This window comes from Pseudolabrys taiwanensis (assembly GCF_003367395.1).
Lineage (GTDB): Bacteria > Pseudomonadota > Alphaproteobacteria > Rhizobiales > Xanthobacteraceae > Pseudolabrys > Pseudolabrys taiwanensis.
In genome coordinates this window covers 3,034,924-3,052,436 of sequence record NZ_CP031417.1, presented here as the reverse complement: position 1 = coordinate 3,052,436, position 17,513 = coordinate 3,034,924, and the positions used below count along the sequence as shown (strand labels likewise).

23 protein-coding genes are annotated in these 17,513 nt (G+C 65.1%); 15 read left to right on the top strand and 8 right to left on the bottom strand.

The window, feature by feature from the left end; all coding sequences use genetic code 11:
* Positions 1–41: 41 nt before the first annotated feature.
* Positions 42–572, bottom strand: coding sequence for an invasion associated locus B family protein (locus DW352_RS14600; protein ID WP_115692018.1), 531 nt, complete (start codon positions 570–572; stop codon positions 42–44).
* 456 nt (positions 573–1,028) lie between these two features.
* On the opposite strand from DW352_RS14600, the gene coxB reads away from it, so the two are divergent.
* From coxB to DW352_RS14535, 13 genes are all read left to right on the top strand, one after another.
* Positions 1,029–1,877, top strand: a complete 849-nt coding sequence (gene coxB / locus DW352_RS14595; RefSeq protein ID WP_115692017.1) for a cytochrome c oxidase subunit II — start codon at positions 1,029–1,031, stop codon at positions 1,875–1,877.
* A 62-nt stretch (positions 1,878–1,939) separates the two neighbouring features.
* Entirely contained in the window at positions 1,940–3,556 is a 1,617-nt protein-coding gene (gene ctaD, locus DW352_RS14590) for a cytochrome c oxidase subunit I (RefSeq protein WP_115694419.1), read from the top strand.
* A 23-nt stretch (positions 3,557–3,579) separates the two neighbouring features.
* Positions 3,580–4,545, top strand: coding sequence for a heme o synthase (locus DW352_RS14585; RefSeq protein WP_115692016.1), 966 nt, complete (start codon positions 3,580–3,582; stop codon positions 4,543–4,545).
* Between the two features lie 14 nt (positions 4,546–4,559).
* On the top strand, positions 4,560–4,727 hold the full coding sequence (locus tag DW352_RS14580) for a CoxF protein (protein WP_115692015.1): 168 nt from the start codon (positions 4,560–4,562) through the stop codon (positions 4,725–4,727).
* Between the two features lie 13 nt (positions 4,728–4,740).
* Complete coding sequence (locus DW352_RS14575) at positions 4,741–5,340, top strand: cytochrome c oxidase assembly protein (protein ID WP_115692014.1); 600 nt, start codon at positions 4,741–4,743, stop codon at positions 5,338–5,340.
* A gap of 15 nt (positions 5,341–5,355) precedes the next feature.
* Positions 5,356–6,207 (top strand): cytochrome c oxidase subunit 3, encoded by an 852-nt coding sequence (locus tag DW352_RS14570; RefSeq protein ID WP_115692013.1) that lies wholly within the window; start codon positions 5,356–5,358, stop codon positions 6,205–6,207.
* 63 nt (positions 6,208–6,270) lie between these two features.
* Positions 6,271–6,657 carry a DUF983 domain-containing protein gene (locus DW352_RS14565; protein ID WP_115692012.1) on the top strand — a complete coding sequence of 129 codons (387 nt, stop codon included), beginning with the start codon at positions 6,271–6,273 and terminating at the stop codon, positions 6,655–6,657.
* Positions 6,657–7,406: an SURF1 family protein gene (locus tag DW352_RS14560; protein ID WP_115692011.1), complete on the top strand. Its 750-nt coding sequence runs from the start codon at positions 6,657–6,659 to the stop codon at positions 7,404–7,406. The genes DW352_RS14565 and DW352_RS14560 overlap by 1 nt, the downstream gene beginning before the upstream one ends.
* A gap of 102 nt (positions 7,407–7,508) precedes the next feature.
* Positions 7,509–8,210 carry an SDR family oxidoreductase gene (locus tag DW352_RS14555; protein ID WP_115692010.1) on the top strand — a complete coding sequence of 234 codons (702 nt, stop codon included), beginning with the start codon at positions 7,509–7,511 and terminating at the stop codon, positions 8,208–8,210.
* A gap of 121 nt (positions 8,211–8,331) precedes the next feature.
* A complete protein-coding gene (thrC, locus tag DW352_RS14550; RefSeq protein ID WP_115692009.1) occupies positions 8,332–9,747 on the top strand; it encodes a threonine synthase in 1,416 nt (471 codons plus the stop codon).
* Positions 9,744–11,015, top strand: coding sequence for a M16 family metallopeptidase (locus DW352_RS14545; RefSeq protein ID WP_115692008.1), 1,272 nt, complete (start codon positions 9,744–9,746; stop codon positions 11,013–11,015). Before thrC ends, DW352_RS14545 begins: the two co-directional genes overlap by 4 nt.
* A gap of 27 nt (positions 11,016–11,042) precedes the next feature.
* Positions 11,043–11,633: a GNAT family N-acetyltransferase gene (locus tag DW352_RS14540; protein ID WP_115692007.1), complete on the top strand. Its 591-nt coding sequence runs from the start codon at positions 11,043–11,045 to the stop codon at positions 11,631–11,633.
* Between the two features lie 104 nt (positions 11,634–11,737).
* Positions 11,738–12,394, top strand: coding sequence for a hypothetical protein (locus DW352_RS14535; protein WP_115692006.1), 657 nt, complete (start codon positions 11,738–11,740; stop codon positions 12,392–12,394).
* Positions 12,395–12,568: 174 nt separating this feature from the next.
* On the opposite strand, the gene DW352_RS14530 is transcribed toward DW352_RS14535, so the two are convergent.
* The 7 genes from DW352_RS14530 to DW352_RS26835 all read right to left on the bottom strand — a co-directional run bounded on the left by DW352_RS14530 (position 12,569) and on the right by DW352_RS26835 (position 16,241).
* A complete protein-coding gene (locus DW352_RS14530) occupies positions 12,569–13,225 on the bottom strand; it encodes an HAD family hydrolase (RefSeq protein WP_162826975.1) in 657 nt (218 codons plus the stop codon).
* A gap of 270 nt (positions 13,226–13,495) precedes the next feature.
* A complete protein-coding gene (locus DW352_RS14525) occupies positions 13,496–13,981 on the bottom strand; it encodes a F0F1 ATP synthase subunit B family protein (protein WP_115694418.1) in 486 nt (161 codons plus the stop codon).
* Positions 13,982–14,007: 26 nt separating this feature from the next.
* Positions 14,008–14,544: a F0F1 ATP synthase subunit B gene (locus DW352_RS14520; protein ID WP_115692004.1), complete on the bottom strand. Its 537-nt coding sequence runs from the start codon at positions 14,542–14,544 to the stop codon at positions 14,008–14,010.
* Between the two features lie 27 nt (positions 14,545–14,571).
* Positions 14,572–14,799: a F0F1 ATP synthase subunit C gene (locus DW352_RS14515; RefSeq protein ID WP_115692003.1), complete on the bottom strand. Its 228-nt coding sequence runs from the start codon at positions 14,797–14,799 to the stop codon at positions 14,572–14,574.
* A 32-nt stretch (positions 14,800–14,831) separates the two neighbouring features.
* A complete protein-coding gene (locus DW352_RS14510; protein ID WP_115692002.1) occupies positions 14,832–15,584 on the bottom strand; it encodes a F0F1 ATP synthase subunit A in 753 nt (250 codons plus the stop codon).
* A gap of 2 nt (positions 15,585–15,586) precedes the next feature.
* Complete coding sequence (locus DW352_RS14505) at positions 15,587–15,943, bottom strand: AtpZ/AtpI family protein (protein ID WP_115692001.1); 357 nt, start codon at positions 15,941–15,943, stop codon at positions 15,587–15,589.
* Between the two features lie 118 nt (positions 15,944–16,061).
* Positions 16,062–16,241 carry a hypothetical protein gene (locus tag DW352_RS26835; RefSeq protein WP_162826974.1) on the bottom strand — a complete coding sequence of 60 codons (180 nt, stop codon included), beginning with the start codon at positions 16,239–16,241 and terminating at the stop codon, positions 16,062–16,064.
* Between DW352_RS26835 and DW352_RS26830 the strand changes: the two genes are divergently transcribed.
* Positions 16,219–16,890, top strand: coding sequence for a hypothetical protein (locus DW352_RS26830; protein WP_162826973.1), 672 nt, complete (start codon positions 16,219–16,221; stop codon positions 16,888–16,890). The two genes, DW352_RS26835 and DW352_RS26830, sit on opposite strands and share 23 nt — an antisense overlap.
* Before the next feature lie 160 nt (positions 16,891–17,050).
* Positions 17,051–17,512 (top strand): secondary thiamine-phosphate synthase enzyme YjbQ, encoded by a 462-nt coding sequence (locus tag DW352_RS14495; protein ID WP_115692000.1) that lies wholly within the window; start codon positions 17,051–17,053, stop codon positions 17,510–17,512.
* Position 17,513 lies beyond the last annotated feature (1 nt).

The following is a 17,513-nucleotide window of genomic DNA, read 5'->3' as shown; positions in this document are numbered from 1 at the left end:
GCTGCCTTTGATGTGGGAGGATGCGGCCTAGGCCGTTTTTCCTACGGCAGCTTGTCGTAACCTTCGCCAAAGCCGTTGAGGCTCATCGGGAAGCCGATGCCTTCCTCCGGCGTCTGGAAAATAATGAAGGTCGCCGTCTTGCCGGTGCGCAGCTTCTTGATGAGCTCGTCGTCCATGACGACCTCGGCAATGCAGCCGTTCGGCAGGCAGCGCACAAATCCCGCGCGGCCGATGTCAGCCTGATCGATCTTGAGGCCCAGCCCGGACGGCAGCAACACCCCGAGCGGCGCCACCACGCGCATCAGCCGGCTCTTCTGATCGGCGGTCTTCAGCACGATCACCGTGAGACCGACATTGGCGCGGTCTTCCGCGGTCACGCTCTGGATCAGCGCGCATTGCTCCGCCTTGGCGCCGGGGGGCGTATCGCAGCGAATCTGCCAGTCCTTATGCACCGACTTGACCGCGCCTTGCGCCGCCGCCGGGCCCGCGCAAATCAGGCCCGCAATCAGCGCCAAGGCTGCGGCGGAAAGAAAATGCACCGCCGCCGGTCCGCCATGCTTGAAAATGCCCATCACATCAGTCCCTTGGATGCCACCGGCGGCGCCTTAGGCGTACGCCCCTGCCTCGAATCGCCGCCGCCGGCATTCTAGTCGTCCCCGTTGGCACATGCGCGGCCGCTCCTGTCAAGCGAGGCACCGCGTATGGTAATGCCGGGATTTCAAGGTCATCCAAGCCCTGCGGGCGTGGCGCAAATGCGGCGGAAGCGCGCGCCGGCGCCTCCGCTTGGGGGTAAGCCGGGCCGCAAACGCGAGCGGTTATAAGGTGCATTGCGGCTGCTTCCGAATTGTGGTTTGAGAGGCCGGGATTTCCCGTCCCGCTGCGCACAAAAGCCGCCACGCCCGTGGCCAAACGGCGTGCTTGGCGGGAGTGAGCCGAACATCTTTCCTGCGATGGGCGGCTCGATCGGGGCCAAAAGAAAGAGCCTTGCACCGCAAGGCCGTACGTCTCGTCGAGGAGAGCATTCGACAATGCTGGTGCTCAAGCGGTTGATCGCCTTTGTGGTCACGAGCGTGACCGTTCTTGCCGGAGGCGCCGCTTTGGCCGCCGATGGCGCGACGGGTCAGCCCCATCCCTGGCAGCTGGGTCTGCAAGGGGGTGCCACGCCGGTGATGGACAACATCATCTGGTTCCACAATCTATTGCTGTGGATAATCGGCGCGATCGTTTTGTTCGTGCTGATTTTGCTGGTGCTCGTCGTTGTGAAGTTCAACGCCCGCAGCAATCCGGTACCGTCTCGCACCACGCACAACACGCTCATCGAGGTGGTGTGGACCGTGGTGCCGGTGCTCGTCCTGGTGATGATCGCGGTGCCGTCGTTCCGTCTGCTCTTTCTGCAGCTCAACACGCCGAAGGCCGACATCACCGTGAAGGCGACCGGCAAGCAGTGGTTCTGGAGCTACAGCTACCCGGACGACAAATTCGAGTTCGACTCCCTGATGGTGGCCGAAAAGGATCTCAAGCCTGGCCAGCCGCGCTTGCTCTCCGTCGATAACGAGATGGTGGTGCCGGTCAATAAAGTGGTGCGCGTGCTCACCACCGGCGCCGACGTCATCCACTCCTGGGCGGTCCCGTCCTTCGGCGTGAAGATCGACGCCATCCCCGGCCGCGTCAACGAGACGTGGTTCAAGGCCGAGCGCGAGGGCGTTTATTACGGCCAGTGCTCCGAGCTCTGCGGCAAGGACCACGCCTTCATGCCGATCACCGTGCGGGTGGTGAGCGACAAGGATTATGCCGCGTGGGTCGACCAGGCGAAGAAGAAGTTCGCTTCCGACGACAGCCGTCCGACGACCGTGGCTGCGATCGGCGCGGCCCAGTGACGCATATCGAGATTTGAATATAATAGCGGGCGACTGAGACAAGCCTCGAAGGAACGGGAATGATGGCTAGTAACACGGCTGCGGCACACACCCACGATGCCCACGAGGAACATGCGCACCCGACCGGGTGGCGCCGTTTCGTCTATTCGACGAACCACAAGGACATCGGCACGATGTACCTGATGTTCGCGATCATGGCGGGCATCATCGGTGGCGCGCTGTCGATCGGCATCCGCCTCGAGCTGCAGAACCCGGGCATGACCATCTTCCCGTCGGCGCACGAGTTCAACGTGTTCACCACGGCGCACGGCCTCATCATGATCTTCTTCATGGTGATGCCCGCGATGATCGGCGGCTTCGGCAACTGGTTCGTGCCGCTGATGATCGGCGCACCCGACATGGCGTTCCCGCGCCTGAACAACGTCTCGTTCTGGCTGCTGCCGGCTTCGTTCGCGCTGCTCATCACCTCGGCCTTCGTCGAGGGCGAGCCGGGCTCCAACGGCGTCGGCGCCGGCTGGACCATGTACGCGCCGTTGTCGACCTCGGGTCACCCCGGCCCGGCGGTGGACTTCGCGATTCTGTCGCTGCACATCGCCGGCGCGTCGTCGATTCTCGGCGCCATCAACTTCATCACCACGATCTTCAACATGCGCGCGCCCGGCATGACGCTGCACAAGATGCCGCTGTTCGTGTGGTCGGTCCTGGTGACGGTGTTCCTGCTGCTGCTGTCGCTGCCGGTTCTCGCCGGCGCGATCACCATGCTGCTGACCGACCGTAACTTCGGCACGACGTTCTTCGCGGCCGAAGGCGGCGGTGACCCGATCCTGTATCAGCATCTGTTCTGGTTCTTCGGCCACCCCGAAGTGTACATCCTGATTCTGCCCGGCTTCGGCATGATCAGCCAGATCGTGTCGACCTTCTCGCGCAAGCCGGTGTTCGGTTATCTCGGCATGGCCTACGCCATGGTCGCCATCGGCGGCATCGGCTTCGTCGTGTGGGCGCACCACATGTACACGGTCGGTCTGTCGACCGGCGCGCAGGCCTACTTCGTCGCCGCCACGATGGTCATCGCGGTGCCGACCGGCGTGAAGATCTTCTCCTGGATCGCCACCATGTGGGGCGGCTCGATCGAGTTCCGCACGCCGATGCTGTGGGCGATCGGCTTCATCTTCCTGTTCACCGTCGGCGGCGTCACTGGCGTCGTGCTTGCCAATGCCGGCGTCGACCGCGTGCTGCAGGACACCTATTACGTCGTCGCGCACTTCCACTACGTGCTGTCGCTCGGCGCCGTCTTCGCCATCTTCGCGGGCTGGTACTACTGGTTCCCGAAGATGAGCGGCTACATGTACAACGAGACCATCGGCAAGCTGCACTTCTGGGTCACGTTCATCGGCGTGAATCTGATCTTCTTCCCGATGCACTTCCTTGGTCTCGCCGGCATGCCGCGCCGCTACGTGGACTATCCGGATGCGTTCCACGGCTGGAACGAGGTCGCTTCGATCGGCTCCTACATCTCGGGTGTCGGCGTTCTGATCTTCCTCTTCGGTGTTGCCGAAGCCTTCGCCAAGAAGCGCGTCGCCGGCGACAATCCGTGGGGTCCGGGCGCGACCACGCTCGAGTGGACGCTGTCGTCGCCGCCGCCGTTCCACCAGTTCGAAACGCTGCCGCGGATCAAGTAAGAGCGAGAGGACCCGCGTAACCGATGTCGTTCGTCACCGAAGGCGCAGAATTGCGCGGCCGTGTCGCCGCCGAATCGGAACTCGGCCTTGCCGAGCCGAGTCTCGCCACCGTGGGCGACTACATCGCGCTGCTCAAGCCGCGGGTCATGTCGCTTGTCGTGTTCACCGCCCTGGTCGGCTTGGCGGTCGCGCCGGGCAGCCTGCATCCGGTCGCCGCTTTCACCGCGCTGCTCTGCATCGCGGTGGGTGCGGGGGCCTCGGGCGCGCTGAACATGTGGTACGACGCCGATATCGACGCCGTGATGACGCGCACCGCGCGTCGTCCCGTGCCGTCCGGCAAGGTGAAGCCTGGCGAAGCCTTGGCCTTCGGCCTGACGCTCTCCGGCTTCGCGGTGGTGACGCTCGGCATTCTGGTGAACTGGGTTGCCGGCGCGCTGCTCGCCTTCACCATCTTCTTCTACGCCGTCGTCTACACAATGTGGCTGAAGCGCTCGACGCCGCAGAACATCGTTATCGGCGGCGCTGCCGGTGCCTTCCCGCCCATGATCGGCTGGGCTGCCGTAACCGGTTCGGTATCGTTGGAATCGGTGCTGCTGTTCGCCATCATCTTCTTCTGGACGCCGCCGCACTTCTGGGCGCTCGCGCTCTACAAGACCGAAGACTACGCCCGCGCCGGCATCCCGATGCTGCCGGTCGTTGCCGGCGATGTCTCGACGCGCCGTCAGATTCTCCTCTACACGCTGATCCTGGTGCCGCTTGGCATCGCGCCCTGGGCGCTCGGCTTCGCCGGCATCGTTTATGGCGTCGTCTCGGTCGTGACCGGCGCGATCATGCTGGCGCTGGCGTTCCGGGTTCTGCGCGAGAGTCGTCCGGCCGACCGCGCCGCCCGCAACCTTTTTGCCTTCTCGATCCTCTATCTGTTCCTGCTGTTCGCGACGCTCCTGGTTGAGCGCGGGTGGGGCGGGCTGATGGCCCGGTTGGCAGCGTGAGTATCGGTATTCCGATGGACGAGCCGCGCAAAGAAGACGAGGGTATCGTGCTCACCGAGGCGCAGAAGCGCGCCCGGCGGTCGCGCTCGATCGCTATCGCGCTGGCGCTCGGCGCGCTGGTGATTCTCTTCTACATCATGACGCTGGTGAAGGGCCCCGCCGTCCTCATCAGGCCGATCTGATTGTGAGGCGATAATGGCCGCTGACGAACCCCGATCCAAGAAGAAGCTCAGCCGCGATATGATCGTGGCGAGCGTCTGTGGCGCGGTGGTCGCGCTGATGGTGGGGGCGTCCTACGCGGCGGTGCCGTTCTACAACTGGTTCTGCCGCACCACCGGTTACGGCGGGACCACCCAAGTCGCCGAAAAGGCGCCCGACCATGTCCTCGACCGCACGCTGGCGATCCGTTTCGATTCGAATGTGACGCCCGGTCTGCCCTGGAAGTTCGTGCCGGAGCAGAACGAGATCCATGTGCGCATCGGCGAGGTGGTGACGGTCAACTACAAGGTGGTGAACCAGGCCGCGCGCGAAATCACAGCGCAGGCCTCCTACAACGTGTCGCCGCCGCAGGTGGGCATCTACTTCAACAAGATCAACTGCTTCTGCTTCACCGAGCAGACCATGAAGCCGGGCGAGACCCGCGAAATGGCCGTCGTGTTCTATGTCGATCCGGCGATCGTCAAAGACCGCGACCAGGACGATCTCAACACCATTACTTTGTCCTACACCTTCTATCGGCTTCCGGACGCCGCGCGGCCGGTCGCGGAGGTCCCGGACAAGTCGAACAAGCTCTAAACGGGGACTGAAACGATGGCTGAGGCCCACACCAAGCATCACGACTACCACCTCGTCGATCCGTCGCCGTGGCCGTTCGTCGGTTCGCTGTCCGCCTTCATCATGGCGGTGGGCGCCGTGAGCTGGCTGCACCACTTGTACGCGGCGGCACCGCTGGTGTTCGGTCTCGGCACGCTGGGCGTGCTCTACACCTTTATCGGCTGGTGGCGCGACGTCATCCGCGAAGCCGAGCATGGCGGTTTCCATACCCGCGTGGTGCAGATCTCGCACCGCTACGGCATGATCCTGTTTATCGCTTCCGAGGTGATGTTCTTCGTCGCCTGGTTCTGGGCTTACTTCAACACCGCGCTGTTCCCCGGCGATGCGCATGAGATCGCACGCGTTGCGGCGACCGGCGGCGTCTGGCCGCCGAAGGGCATCGAGACCTTCGATCCCTGGCATCTGCCGCTTCTGAACACGCTGATCCTTCTGACCTCGGGCACCACGGTGACCTGGGCGCACCATGCGCTTCTGGAGAACGACCGTCAGGGCGTGAAGTGGGGCCTGATCCTCACGGTCTGCCTCGGTCTCATCTTCACCTGCGTGCAGGCCTTCGAATATTCGCACGCGACCTTCGGCTTCTCGGGCAACATCTACGGCGCCACCTTCTTCATGGCGACCGGCTTCCACGGCGCACACGTTATTATCGGCACGATCTTCCTGATCGTTTGCCTCGTGCGCGTGCTCAACGGTCACTTCACGCCGACGCAGCATCTCGGTTTCGAGTTCGCCGCCTGGTACTGGCACTTCGTCGACGTCGTGTGGCTGTTCCTGTTCGCCTGCATCTATGTGTGGGGCCACGGCGCAACCGTTGCCGCCGGCCACTGATGTGACGGCAAATTCATGAAAGGGCGGCGGCAACGCCGCCCTTTTGCTTTGAGGGATGCAGTCATGACCGACATCGTGCCCAACACCTATTTGCCGATCGGGCGTGGTTTGCGCGGGCGCTGCCCGCGCTGCGGCGAGGGCAAGCTGTTTTCCGGCCTCGTCAATCTGCGCAGCAAGTGCGATCGCTGCGGGCTCGATTACAGCTTCGCCGACGCCGGCGATGGCCCGGCGGTGTTCGTCATTTTGATCGGTGGCGCGCTGGTGGTGTTCGCCGCCTTGATCACGGAGGTGGTGTATGAGCCGCCTTATTGGGTGCATGCGGCGTTGTGGCTGCCGATGATTCTGCTGGTTACCTTGCTGCCTCTGCGCTTGATCAAGGGAGTGCTGATCGCGCTGCAATATTATCACAAGGCCGCGCCCGGCCGGCTCGATGAGAAGGGCGAGTCGTGATGGTGGAGCGCGGGCGAGGCCGTGGCGGCAGCATCATCGGCGCGACTGTCTTCACGCTCGTCTGCCTCGCGATCCTGATCGGGCTTGGCGTCTGGCAGCTCGAGCGCAAGGTCTGGAAGGAAAATCTGATCGCCAGCCTTACCGAACGGTTGGCAAAGGCGCCGCAGGATTTGCCGCCGCGCGAAGAATGGCCACGGCAGACTGCCGAGGCCGATGAATTCCGCCGCGTGACGTTTCCCGCTGAGTTCATCCCGGGCGAGGAAGCGCTGGTCTATGCCGCCGGCTCGGCGCTGCGGAAGGATATTAAGGGCCCCGGCTACTTCGTGTTCGCACCGGCGCGCCTGGCCGGCGGCAGCATTGTCATCGTCAACCGTGGCTTCGTGCCGCTCGACCGCAAGGAGCTGTCGACGCGTGCGGACAGTACGCCGCAAGGCTTGATCGACATTGTTGGCGTGATGCGCTGGCCGGAGAGCCGCGGCATGTTCACGCCAGCCGACGACGTGAAGGGCAACGTCTGGTATCTGCGCGACACCAAGGCAATGGCGGACGCGAAGAAATGGAACGTCGCCGCGCCCTTCTACATCGATCAGGAAGCGCCGGTGCCTGCCGGCGGTTTCCCCTTGCCCGGCAGGCTCGAAGTGCATCTGCCCGACAACCACCTGCAATATGCGATCACTTGGTTCGGGCTCGCGCTGGCCCTCGTCGGCGTTTACGTCTTCTGGTTGGTCGCGCGTCTGCGACGGCGCTGATCTCTATTTCATTTCATGAAAGCGCGTGCCATTGGCGCGATAACGCCGGCATGATTAAGTGCGCGCATAAAGCATCATAACAATACGCAAGGGAGAGAACGAATGCTCGCGGGTCAGAAGGTCGTTGTCGTGGGTGGCTCCTCGGGCATTGGTTTCGCGACAGCCGAGTTGGCGAAGCGTGAAGGTGCCGACGTCGTCATCGCCTCGCGCAATGCGGAGCGCTTAAAGGCCGCCGCCGACAAGATCGGCGCAACGGCAATTCCTGCCGACGTTTCGAGCGACGAGAGCGTTGCCAATCTTTTCCGCGCTTGCGGTCCGGTCGATCATGTCGTGGTGACCGCGGCCCAACTCCGCTCCGGTCCGTTCAAGTCGGTGGCGATGGAGGACGTGCGCGCAACTTTCGACGGCAAGTTTTGGGGCGCCTGGCGTTGCGCGCGGGCGGCCGATATTCGCTCCGGCGGCTCGCTCACATTGGTCTCGGGTTTTCTCAGCCTTCGGCCGCGGCCTGGCTCGGCGATCGTGAGCTGCGCCAATGGCGCGCTCGAATCGCTCACGCGTGCGCTGGCGCTCGAGCTTGCACCGGTGCGGGTGAACTGCGTATCGCCCGGCATCGTCGACACGCCGATCCGCGCGGCGATGCCGGAGGCTGCGCGCAAGGACATGCTGGCGAAGACGGGGGCCGGCCTGCCGGTGGGCCGGGTCGGCGTCGCCGAGGACATCGCGCTGCAGATTCACGCTTTCATGCGCAACGGGTTCGCCACCGGCTCCATCGTCTATCTCGAGGGCGGTGGCTTGGTGGTTTGATGTTCTTCCCCTGCCCAAAAGGGCGGGGTGGAGCGCCGCTGCTTTCCTTGTGAAAGGGTGCCGCCGGGGCTACTGTGCCCGGAGAATGCGCCGCAGCGGAACTATAAACCTAGACTAATCAATGCGTTATATATCGACACGGGGTGAGGGAACCCCGCTGGATTTCACCGACGTCATGCTCGCGGGTTTGGCCCGCGACGGCGGGCTTTATGTTCCGCAGGAATGGCCCACCCTCGACTTCACGGCCATGGCCGGCTTTGCCGGCCGGCCCTATGCCGAGGTGGCGGTTGAGGTGATGCGGCCGTTCGTCGGCACGAGCATCCCCGCGGCGGACCTCGCCCGCATGGCGCAGGAAGCCTACGGCACCTTCCGCCATCCGGCGACGACACCGCTGGTGCAGCTCAATCCCGGCCTGTTCGTGCTGGAGCTGTTTCACGGACCGACGCTCGCCTTCAAGGATCTGGCGATGCAGCTTGTCGCCCGCCTGATGGATTATGCGCTGGAGAAGCGCGGCGAGCGCACCACCATCGTCGTCGCCACCTCGGGCGACACCGGCGGCGCGGCGGTCGAGGCGTTCCGCGGCCGCAGTCAGGTCGATCTCGTCGTGCTGTTCCCGCAGGGGCGCATCTCCGAGGTGCAGCGGCGCATGATGACGACGGCGGGCGATGCCAACGTGCATGCCGTCGCCGTCGAGGGCACCTTCGACGATTGTCAGGCGTTGGTGAAGGCGATGTTCAATCACCATGCCTTCCGCGATCAGGTACGGCTCTCCGGCGTCAATTCGATCAACTGGGCGCGCATCGTCGCGCAGGCGGTCTATTACTTCACCGCGGCTGTCGCGCTCGGCGCACCGCATCGTAAGGTCGCCTTCACGGTGCCGACCGGCAATTTCGGCGACGTCTATGCCGGCTATGTCGCCTCCAAGATGGGCCTGCCGATCGACCGCCTGGTGGTGGCCACCAACGTCAACGACATCCTGGCGCGCACCTTTGCGACCGGCACCTACGATATCCGGGAAGTGGTCGCGACCACGTCGCCGTCGATGGACATCCAGGTGTCCTCGAATTTCGAGCGGCTGTTGTTCGATGCCTATGGCCGCGATGCGCACGCGGTGCGCGGGCTGATGGGCTCGCTGGCGCAGTCGCGGCGCTTCTCGGTGTCGGCGCCGGCGCTGAAGGCGCTGCGGACGTTGTTCTCGGCCGAGCGCGCCGAAGAGCAAGAAGTCGCGGCGACCATTCGGACGTGGATGCGCGAGGCCGAATATTGCGCCGATCCGCATACGGCTGTGGCGCTCGCCGTGGCCGAGAAAGAGACCCGCGACCCGTCGGTGCCCATGGTGGTGCTGTCGACCGCGCATCCGGCGAAATTCCCCGATGCGGTCAAGGCGGCCTGCGGCGTCGATCCGGGCCTGCCGGATTGGTTGAGCGACCTGCCGAAGCGCGAAGAGCGCGTCACTGTGCTGCCGAACGATCAGCATCAGGTCGAACGTTTTGTGTTGTCGGCGTCGCGTGCGGCGCGTGAAGGAGCAGCGGCATGAGTGTCGAAGTCACCCGTCTTCCCTCCGGCCTCGCGGTCGTCACCGACCGCATGCCGCATCTGGAGTCGGCGTCGCTCGGCGTCTGGATCGGAGCCGGCAGCCGCGACGAAAAGCCCGACGAACACGGCATTTCGCATCTGCTCGAACACATGGCGTTCAAGGGCACCAAGCGCCGCACGGCGCGCCAGATCGCCGAAGCGATCGAGGCGGTTGGCGGCGATCTCAACGCCGCGACGAGCGTCGAGTCGACCGGTTACTTCGCGCGCGTCTTGAAGGCGGATGTGCCGCTGGCGCTCGACGTGCTGTCGGACATTCTGTCGGAGCCGGCCTTCGATCCGGAAGAGCTCCGGCGCGAGCAGAACGTGATCGTGCAGGAGATCGGCGCCACCGAAGACGCGCCCGACGATCTGGTGTTCGATCGCTTGCAGGAGACCGCGTTCCCGAAGCAGCCGGTCGGCCGTTCTATTCTGGGCACGCCCGATACGGTGCGCTCGTTCAACTCCGCCAAGCTGCGCGCTTATCTCACGCGCAATTATCGCGCGCCGGACATGCTGGTCGCGGCTGCGGGCGCTGTCGAGCACGACAAGATCGTGGCCGAGGTTGAAAAGCGCTTCACTGGCTTTGCCGGGCCGGCCGGCCCGGATCCGGAGCCCGCGACCTTCCACGGCGGCACGCGGGTCGAAACCCGCGATCTCGAGCAGGTGCATATCGCCATGGCGCTGCAAGGCGTGCCGGTGAAGGACGAGCAGCTCTACAGCCTGCAGGTGTTCACCAGCATCTTGGGCGGTGGCATGTCCTCGCGGCTGTTCCAGGAGGTGCGCGAGATTCGCGGCCTCTGCTACGCCATCCATGCCTTCCACATGCCTTACAGCGACACCGGGCTGTTCGGGCTCTACGCCGGCACCGACGAGGCGGACGCGCCCGAGCTCATGCGCGTCGTTATCGATCAGATCGGCGGCGCCACCGACACGATCACCGAGGCCGAGGTCAACCGCGCCAAGGCGCAGATGAAGGCCGGCCTGCTGATGGCGCTCGAGAGTTCGGAAGCGCGCGTCGGGCAACTCGCCCGGCAGATGCTCGCTTACGGTCGGCCGATCGCGCTGGAGGAGATCGTTGCTCGTGTTGACGCCGTCACCGTCGCCAGCGCCCGCGCCGCCGGCCATGCCTTGATCAGCCGCGGCCGTCCGGCGATCGCCGCGCTCGGCCCGGGTCATGGCCTTGAAAGCACCGCAGCGATCGCCGAAAGTCTCGTTCGCCGGGCGGCATAACCGAGCTCCGTTCGGCCCAAATCGCGCATGGCGTTCTTTCGCACCGTCAGCTTCGGCGAACTCATCCCGGCCATTCCTGGCGCCGGGGTGATGCTGCGCACGCCGGTGGCGAGCGATTATCCGGAATGGGCGGCCGTCCGCGAGGCGAGCCGCGACTTCCTGGTACCCTGGGAGCCGACCTGGCCGGCCGACGACCTCAGCCGCAGCGCCTTCCGCCGCCGCCTCCGGCGCTACGCCGAGGACCAGCGCAGCGACATCGCCTACGCCTTCCTGATCTTCCGCAGCGACGACGGCGCGCTGGTCGGCGGCCTGACCCTCGCCAATATCCGCCGCGGCGTCGCGCAGGCCGGCAGCATCGGCTACTGGATCGGCCACCCCTACGCCCGCAACGGCTACATGACCGCCGCGGTCAAGGCGCTGATCCCGTTCTGCTACGGCACGCTGCGGCTGCACCGTCTGGAGGCGGCCTGCATCCCGACCAACGTTCCGTCGATCCGCCTCCTGGAGAAGACCGGCTTCCAGCGCGAGGGTTATGCCCGGGGCTATCTCTGCATCAACGGCCAGTGGCAGGACCACCTGCTGTACGCGCGGCTCAAGGACGACCCGGAGCCGGGCTGAGACGGCCTGCCGCCTTGGGCTTGCCACGCTTGGCTTGCTATAACGCGGACACAAACGTGACGAAAAAGAGCGAGCTGGGGACCATGCGCGGGGATCGATATCGAATGGGGACGACGGGGCTGCGCGCGGTTGCCTTCGCGGGCGTGGCGTTGGCGCTCGGCGCGTGTGGCAGCACGAGCACCAGCAGCCTGCTGAGCGGCTCGCCCCTGGATCTGTTCAGCTCGTCCTCGAAAGCGACCAAGACCGATACCGCGGCCAGCGGCACGGAAACCGTCAGCGCAAGCGATATCGAATGCCCCGAGATGAAGGTCCGCACCGGCGCGTCGACCTTGATGGTCGGCAGCAAGCCGGGTGACGGCGAGCCGGCCGCGCTCGACGTGCGCTATCAAGGCACGATCATCCGCATGGCGCGCGAGTGCAATGTGCACGCCGGCATGATGACGATGAAGGTCGGCATCGAAGGCCGGATCATCACCGGGCCAGCCGGCGCGCCAGGCACGGTGGACGTTCCGCTGCGTATCGCGGTCGTGCAGGAAGGCCTGACGCCGAAGCCTATCGTCTCGAAATTCGCGCGCGAGCAAGTGACGATCTCGAGCGCGGTCGACCGCGTGACCTTCACGCATATCGACAACGACCTCACGTTTCCGCTGCCGCAGCCGCTCGGCCTGATCGACTCGTTCGTCGTCTATGTCGGCTTCGATCCGCTCGGCGCCAAGCCCGAGCCGAGGCGGCCGGCGCGGCGCAAGCCGAAGCAGAGCTGAGCCGGCGGCTCTGGGCGCGGCCACATACTCTCTGTCATTCCCGCGAAAGCGGGAATCCTGTACGCCGCAGCCCATCGTGAGCAAAAGGCGTCCTTGATTCCGGCTCTCGCGGAGCCTGTCATCGGGCCGCGCTTCGCGCCGACCCGTTGGCTCGGCCGGCATGACGGGTGGGGCTCACCAGCCTCTGAGATCGACGATCGTCGTCTTGAGCGCGCGCATGTCGGTGATCACCGTCTTGGCGCCGGCGGCGCGCAGATTGTTGCCGAGATGGCTGCCGGCGTGGCTGCCGCCGACGAAACCGATCACGGTCATGCCGGCCGCGACACCAGCGGCCACGCCAACGGCGGAGTCCTCGACGACGATGCATTCGCGCGGCAGCACGTGCATCTTCTGCGCGGCATAGAGGAACAGGTCGGGCGCCGGCTTGCCCTGGGGCACTTCGTTCGCCGAAAACAGATAGGGCTCGAAGAAGCGCAGGAGGTCGGTCGTCTCCAGGCTCGTGCGGATGCGGTCGAGCGAGGAGGAGGAGGCGACGCATTTCGGCCCGCGGATCCAGGACAGGGCCTGCATCGCGTGGCTGGTGGCGCGCAGTTCGGCCTTAAAACGCCGCAGCGTCTCGTTCGCGACCGTCGCGGCGAAGTCGGCGGGCAGCTTACGGCCGGCCGCGATCTCGACCTCGGTGAACATGTCAGCGGGACGCCGGCCGGTGAAATAGCGCGCGATCAGGTCGGGCGTGAGCGCGAAGCCCGCCCGTATGAACGCGTTCGATACGACAGCAGTCGCCAGCGGCTCGCTGTCCACAAGCACGCCGTTGCAGTCAAAGATGACCACAGGTCCCCCGATAGCTTAAGCCGGTGAACAACCGGCACCGCCCCGAACGCTGCGGACGAATCAGATGCGACGAGGATAGGCGCCCACCCCCGGTAGTCAAAGACCCGTCACAATTTGGGTTGCCCACAGCAAAAGAAATAGCGGGGAAATTCGCGGATAAGGGTCTTGCGGGTAAGGCAAGCCGACCGCCGGCGGCCGGTCGGCCCGGCCGCAAACGAAAATGGCCGGGGCGAGCCCCGGCCATGAACGTCTGTCGGTGTGTTTAAGCCGTCAGTTCAGCTTCTTGCGGACGTCCTCGATGCCCTTGGCGATCAGGTCGGCGGCGAGGGGGCCCTTGGTCTCCTGGACCAGGATCCTTTCCGCTGCAGCCACGGCGGCCTCCGCGGCAGCCGCGCGCACGTCGGCGGCCGCCTGGGCTTCCGCCTGGGCGATCTTGGCCTCGGCCATCTTGGTGCGGCGGGCGACGAATTCCTCGATCCGCGCCTTGGCTTCCTCGGCCATCCGCGCCGCCTCTTCCTTGGCGCCGGTGACGATCGCCTGCGCTTCGGACTCGGCCTGGTGCTGCTTGCGCTGATACTCGGCGAGCAACTGCGCCGCCTCGTCCTTCAGCTTGCGGGCTTCCTCGAGCTCTTCCTTGATCCGCGCCGCCCGGTCGTCGAGCGACTTGCCGACCATCTTGAAGACGCCGAGATAACCGAGGCCGATGACGAAGAGGACGAAGGCAACGGCAACCCAGAACTCGGCATCGCCCAACAATTCGACGAGCTTTTCCACGATCGACCTCAGCCTTTCAGTGCTTCGCCGACGGCGGCATCGACGGATGCATCCGCCGGCGCCTTGCCGATCAACTGCTCGACGATCGCCTTGGTCGCGTCCGTGGCGATGCCGCGGACATTGGCCATCGCCGCCTGCTTGGTGGCGGTGATGGTCTTTTCCGCTTCGGCGAGCTTCACGTTGAGACCGTCTTCGAGCTGCTTGCGGCGGGCTTCCGCTTCCGCCGCCTGCTTTTCACGCGTCTCGTTGGCGATCGCCTGCGCATTGGCGCGGGCATCCGCCAACGCTTTCTCGTAGGCCGCCAGCGCCGCGTCGGACTGCGTTTTCATCGCAGCCGCATCGGCAATGTCGCCCTCGATCCGCTTCTGGCGGCCTTCGATGATGCCGCCGAGACGTGGCAGCGTCACCTTGGCCATCAGCACGTAGAGGACGACGAAGGTAATGGCGAGCCAAACCAGTTGCGAAGTGAACGTCGACGAGTCGAAGGGCGGAAAGCCGCCTTTATGCCCTTCTGACGGCACTTCGGTGTGGGAGTTGGTTGCCATCTTGGCGACCTCAGCCGGCGTTACAGATTAGACCGCGAACAGGAGCAGAAGCGCGATCAGCAGCGAGAAGATGCCGAGCGCTTCGGTCACGGCGAAGCCGAAAATCAGGTTGCCGAACTGGCCCTGAGCGGCCGACGGGTTACGCAGGGCCGACGAGAGATAGTTGCCGAAGATCGAGCCCAGGCCGATGCCCACGCCACCCATGCCGAGGCAGGCGATACCGGCACCGATGAACTTTGCTGCGACGGGATCCATAGAACGACTCCTTTTCGAGGGATTGTCCGGGCTTAGTGGCCCGGGTGAATAGCATCGTTGAGATAGATGCAGGTGAGGATGGCGAAGACGTAAGCTTGCAGGAACGCGACCAGCAGCTCGAGCGCGGTCAGGCCGATGACCAGCGCCAGCGGCAGCGTGGCGCCGGCGACGCCGATGATGCCGGCGCTGCCGAGCATGGCGATGAAGCTGGCGAACACCTTCAGCGTGATGTGGCCGGCGAGCATGTTCGCGAACAGACGCACGCTGTGCGAGATCGGGCGCGACAGGAAGGACAGGATCTCGATGCAGACGATCAGCGGCAGAATGTAGACCGGGATGCCCTTCGGCGCGAACAGGCCGAAGAAGTGCAGGCCGTGCCGGTAGAGACCGTAGATCAGCACCGTGAAGAACACCGTCAGCGCCAGCGCCAAAGTGACGATGATGTGGCTGGTGACGGTGAAGGTGTAGGGAATGAGGCCGATGAGGTTCACCGTCAGGATGAAGGTGAACAGCGTGAACACGAAGGGGAAGAAGCGCATCCCTTCGGAACCGGCGGTGCTTCTTATCGTCGTGGCGACGAATTCGTAGACCAGCTCGGCGGCCGACTGCAGACGGCCGGGCACCATGGCGCGGCTGGCCGCGCCCGCGAGCAGGAACGCGGTGATGATGACAACGGCTGCCACCATGAAGGCCGCCGAATTGGTGAAGGCGATATCCGTGCCTCCGACCTTGGCGACCGGGAAGAGATTGACGATCTGGAACTGATGGATTGGGTCGGTAGCCATGTCTAGTCGTTCACAGTCGGGTCACGAACAATTCCCGCCGCCCGCATTACATTGAGTACGCCGGCGGCGAAGCCGAGTAGAAGAAACACGATGAGCCCCCACGGCGAAATGCCGAGCCAGCGGTCGAGTAACCAACCAAGGCCGGCGCCCACGAGCACGCCTGCAACCAGCTCGGATGACAACCGGAAACCGCGGGCCATGCCCGAGGTATCGGTGGTCGGACGCGAGTCGTTGCCGCGTTCGGAAGGCTCTTTCGCTTGCGCGATTCGATCGCCGAGACGTTTAAGTCTCGCAGAGAGAGCAGCCTCGTCGTCCGGCGGTTCTTGGCGTTTACCCTTGTCGCGCGTGCCGTCAGCCATGCTTTCGACTCGCTCGCGCGTAGGTTTTGCTCTGTCCCGCCGCCCTTAAAGCCGCGCGGACCATACTGATGGGCCCCCTATGAGTCAAGGAACCGTGATCGTGGGATAAGTGTTTGATTCATGCGGAAAAACGCAGAATTTTCGAGGAGCGGACAATGCGCCGCGTGCGGTGCGGCAGCTTCATCAACAGGGCATTGCCGGAAAGCCGGTTCAGCGACCCGCCCTGCGGTGCTAGGGTCGCGCTTCCGGCGCCAACACGAGACGAGGACTTCGCCATGCGCACCTTGATGGTCGCCATCGCCGTGCTGCTCGGCGCTGCGGCGCCGGCTTTGGCCGATGCCCGCGTCTTGAGCGTCGACGAGGCGCCGCCCGCGGCCGCGCCGTCAACGCCGGCCCCCGCGCCGCAGGCCCCCGAGCCGGCGCCGCCGGCCGCCGAGCCGGCACCGCCGCAGGCCGTCCCGCAAGCCCCGGCGCAGGCCGCGACGCCCGCCGTTCCCGTGCCGGGTGAGAATGCGTCCGCGCGGTTCAACTTCGAGACCGTCAAAGACGGGCTGCTGCGGCTCGATCGCCAGACCGGCCAGGTGGCGTTCTGCGCCAGCCGCGCGGTTGGCTGGGCCTGCGAGCCGGTACCGGAGGAACGGGCCGCGCTCGAGAAGGAGATCGCGCGCCTTCAGGACGAAGTCGCGTCCTTGAAGCGCGACGTTGCCGTCTTGCGCGAACCGCCGCCGCCGCCGCGTCCGCCGGCCGATCTCGCGCCGCGCCCGCCGGCCAAGGATAGCGAGAAGCCGGCCGATAAAAACGGCGAGCTCACGCTCAAGCTGCCGTCGCAGGAAGATGTCGACCGCGCCACGTCGGCGTTGCAGCGCGCCTGGAATCGCGTGCTCGACATGATCGGCCAGCTCAGGAACGACCTGTCGCGCAAGGCGCCGGACCGGACGACGCTCTAGTGCCTATCGCGTTTAGCTGGAATTGCCCAACACTCCGCTCGTCCCCGCGGAAGCGGGGACCCAGAGTCGCACGGAACGACATTTCAAATGCCGCGCTGGATTCCCGCTTTCGCGGGAATGAACGGAGATTGCGGCTGCCCGATCACGGATTGCTCTCATTATGACTGGACGTCTATCGAACCTGAGCGCGATCGCGCCCGATGTGATCGTCTCCGCCACGTTGCAGCTGGAGACGCCGGGCGCCGGCTTCACCGAGATCACGCGCCAGGCCGCCGACTTCGTCGCGCGTGCGCAAGCCGGCGATGGCGTGCTGTTCGTGTTCCTGCGTCACACCTCGGCGTCGCTGACGATCCAGGAAAACGCCGATCCGGACGTGCAGCGGGACCTCGTCACCGCGCTCGACCGGCTCGCACCGGAAGACGTGCCATGGGTGCACGACGTCGAGGGGCCGGACGACATGCCGGCGCATGTGAAGGCGATGCTCAACGGCGTGTCGCTGCATATCCCCGTGCGCGGCGGGGCGCTCGCGCTTGGCACGTGGCAGGGACTTTATCTGGTCGAGCACAGGCGGCGGCCGCACAGCCGCGAGGTGGTCCTGCAATTCGTCGGCAGCAAGCGCTGAA

Coding starts and splice junctions, on each gene's coding strand:
- DW352_RS14600 (WP_115692018.1), bottom strand. CDS start 572: ATGGGCATTTTCAAGCATGGCGGACCGGCGGCGGTGCATTTTCTTTCC.
- coxB (WP_115692017.1), top strand. CDS start 1,029: ATGCTGGTGCTCAAGCGGTTGATCGCCTTTGTGGTCACGAGCGTGACC.
- ctaD (WP_115694419.1), top strand. CDS start 1,940: ATGGCTAGTAACACGGCTGCGGCACACACCCACGATGCCCACGAGGAA.
- DW352_RS14585 (WP_115692016.1), top strand. CDS start 3,580: ATGTCGTTCGTCACCGAAGGCGCAGAATTGCGCGGCCGTGTCGCCGCC.
- DW352_RS14580 (WP_115692015.1), top strand. CDS start 4,560: ATGGACGAGCCGCGCAAAGAAGACGAGGGTATCGTGCTCACCGAGGCG.
- DW352_RS14575 (WP_115692014.1), top strand. CDS start 4,741: ATGGCCGCTGACGAACCCCGATCCAAGAAGAAGCTCAGCCGCGATATG.
- DW352_RS14570 (WP_115692013.1), top strand. CDS start 5,356: ATGGCTGAGGCCCACACCAAGCATCACGACTACCACCTCGTCGATCCG.
- DW352_RS14565 (WP_115692012.1), top strand. CDS start 6,271: ATGACCGACATCGTGCCCAACACCTATTTGCCGATCGGGCGTGGTTTG.
- DW352_RS14560 (WP_115692011.1), top strand. CDS start 6,657: ATGGTGGAGCGCGGGCGAGGCCGTGGCGGCAGCATCATCGGCGCGACT.
- DW352_RS14555 (WP_115692010.1), top strand. CDS start 7,509: ATGCTCGCGGGTCAGAAGGTCGTTGTCGTGGGTGGCTCCTCGGGCATT.
- thrC (WP_115692009.1), top strand. CDS start 8,332: ATGCGTTATATATCGACACGGGGTGAGGGAACCCCGCTGGATTTCACC.
- DW352_RS14545 (WP_115692008.1), top strand. CDS start 9,744: ATGAGTGTCGAAGTCACCCGTCTTCCCTCCGGCCTCGCGGTCGTCACC.
- DW352_RS14540 (WP_115692007.1), top strand. CDS start 11,043: ATGGCGTTCTTTCGCACCGTCAGCTTCGGCGAACTCATCCCGGCCATT.
- DW352_RS14535 (WP_115692006.1), top strand. CDS start 11,738: ATGGGGACGACGGGGCTGCGCGCGGTTGCCTTCGCGGGCGTGGCGTTG.
- DW352_RS14520 (WP_115692004.1), bottom strand. CDS start 14,544: ATGGCAACCAACTCCCACACCGAAGTGCCGTCAGAAGGGCATAAAGGC.
- DW352_RS14515 (WP_115692003.1), bottom strand. CDS start 14,799: ATGGATCCCGTCGCAGCAAAGTTCATCGGTGCCGGTATCGCCTGCCTC.
- DW352_RS14510 (WP_115692002.1), bottom strand. CDS start 15,584: ATGGCTACCGACCCAATCCATCAGTTCCAGATCGTCAATCTCTTCCCG.
- DW352_RS14505 (WP_115692001.1), bottom strand. CDS start 15,943: ATGGCTGACGGCACGCGCGACAAGGGTAAACGCCAAGAACCGCCGGAC.
- DW352_RS26830 (WP_162826973.1), top strand. CDS start 16,219: ATGCGCACCTTGATGGTCGCCATCGCCGTGCTGCTCGGCGCTGCGGCG.
- DW352_RS26835 (WP_162826974.1), bottom strand. CDS start 16,241: ATGGCGACCATCAAGGTGCGCATGGCGAAGTCCTCGTCTCGTGTTGGC.
- DW352_RS14495 (WP_115692000.1), top strand. CDS start 17,051: ATGACTGGACGTCTATCGAACCTGAGCGCGATCGCGCCCGATGTGATC.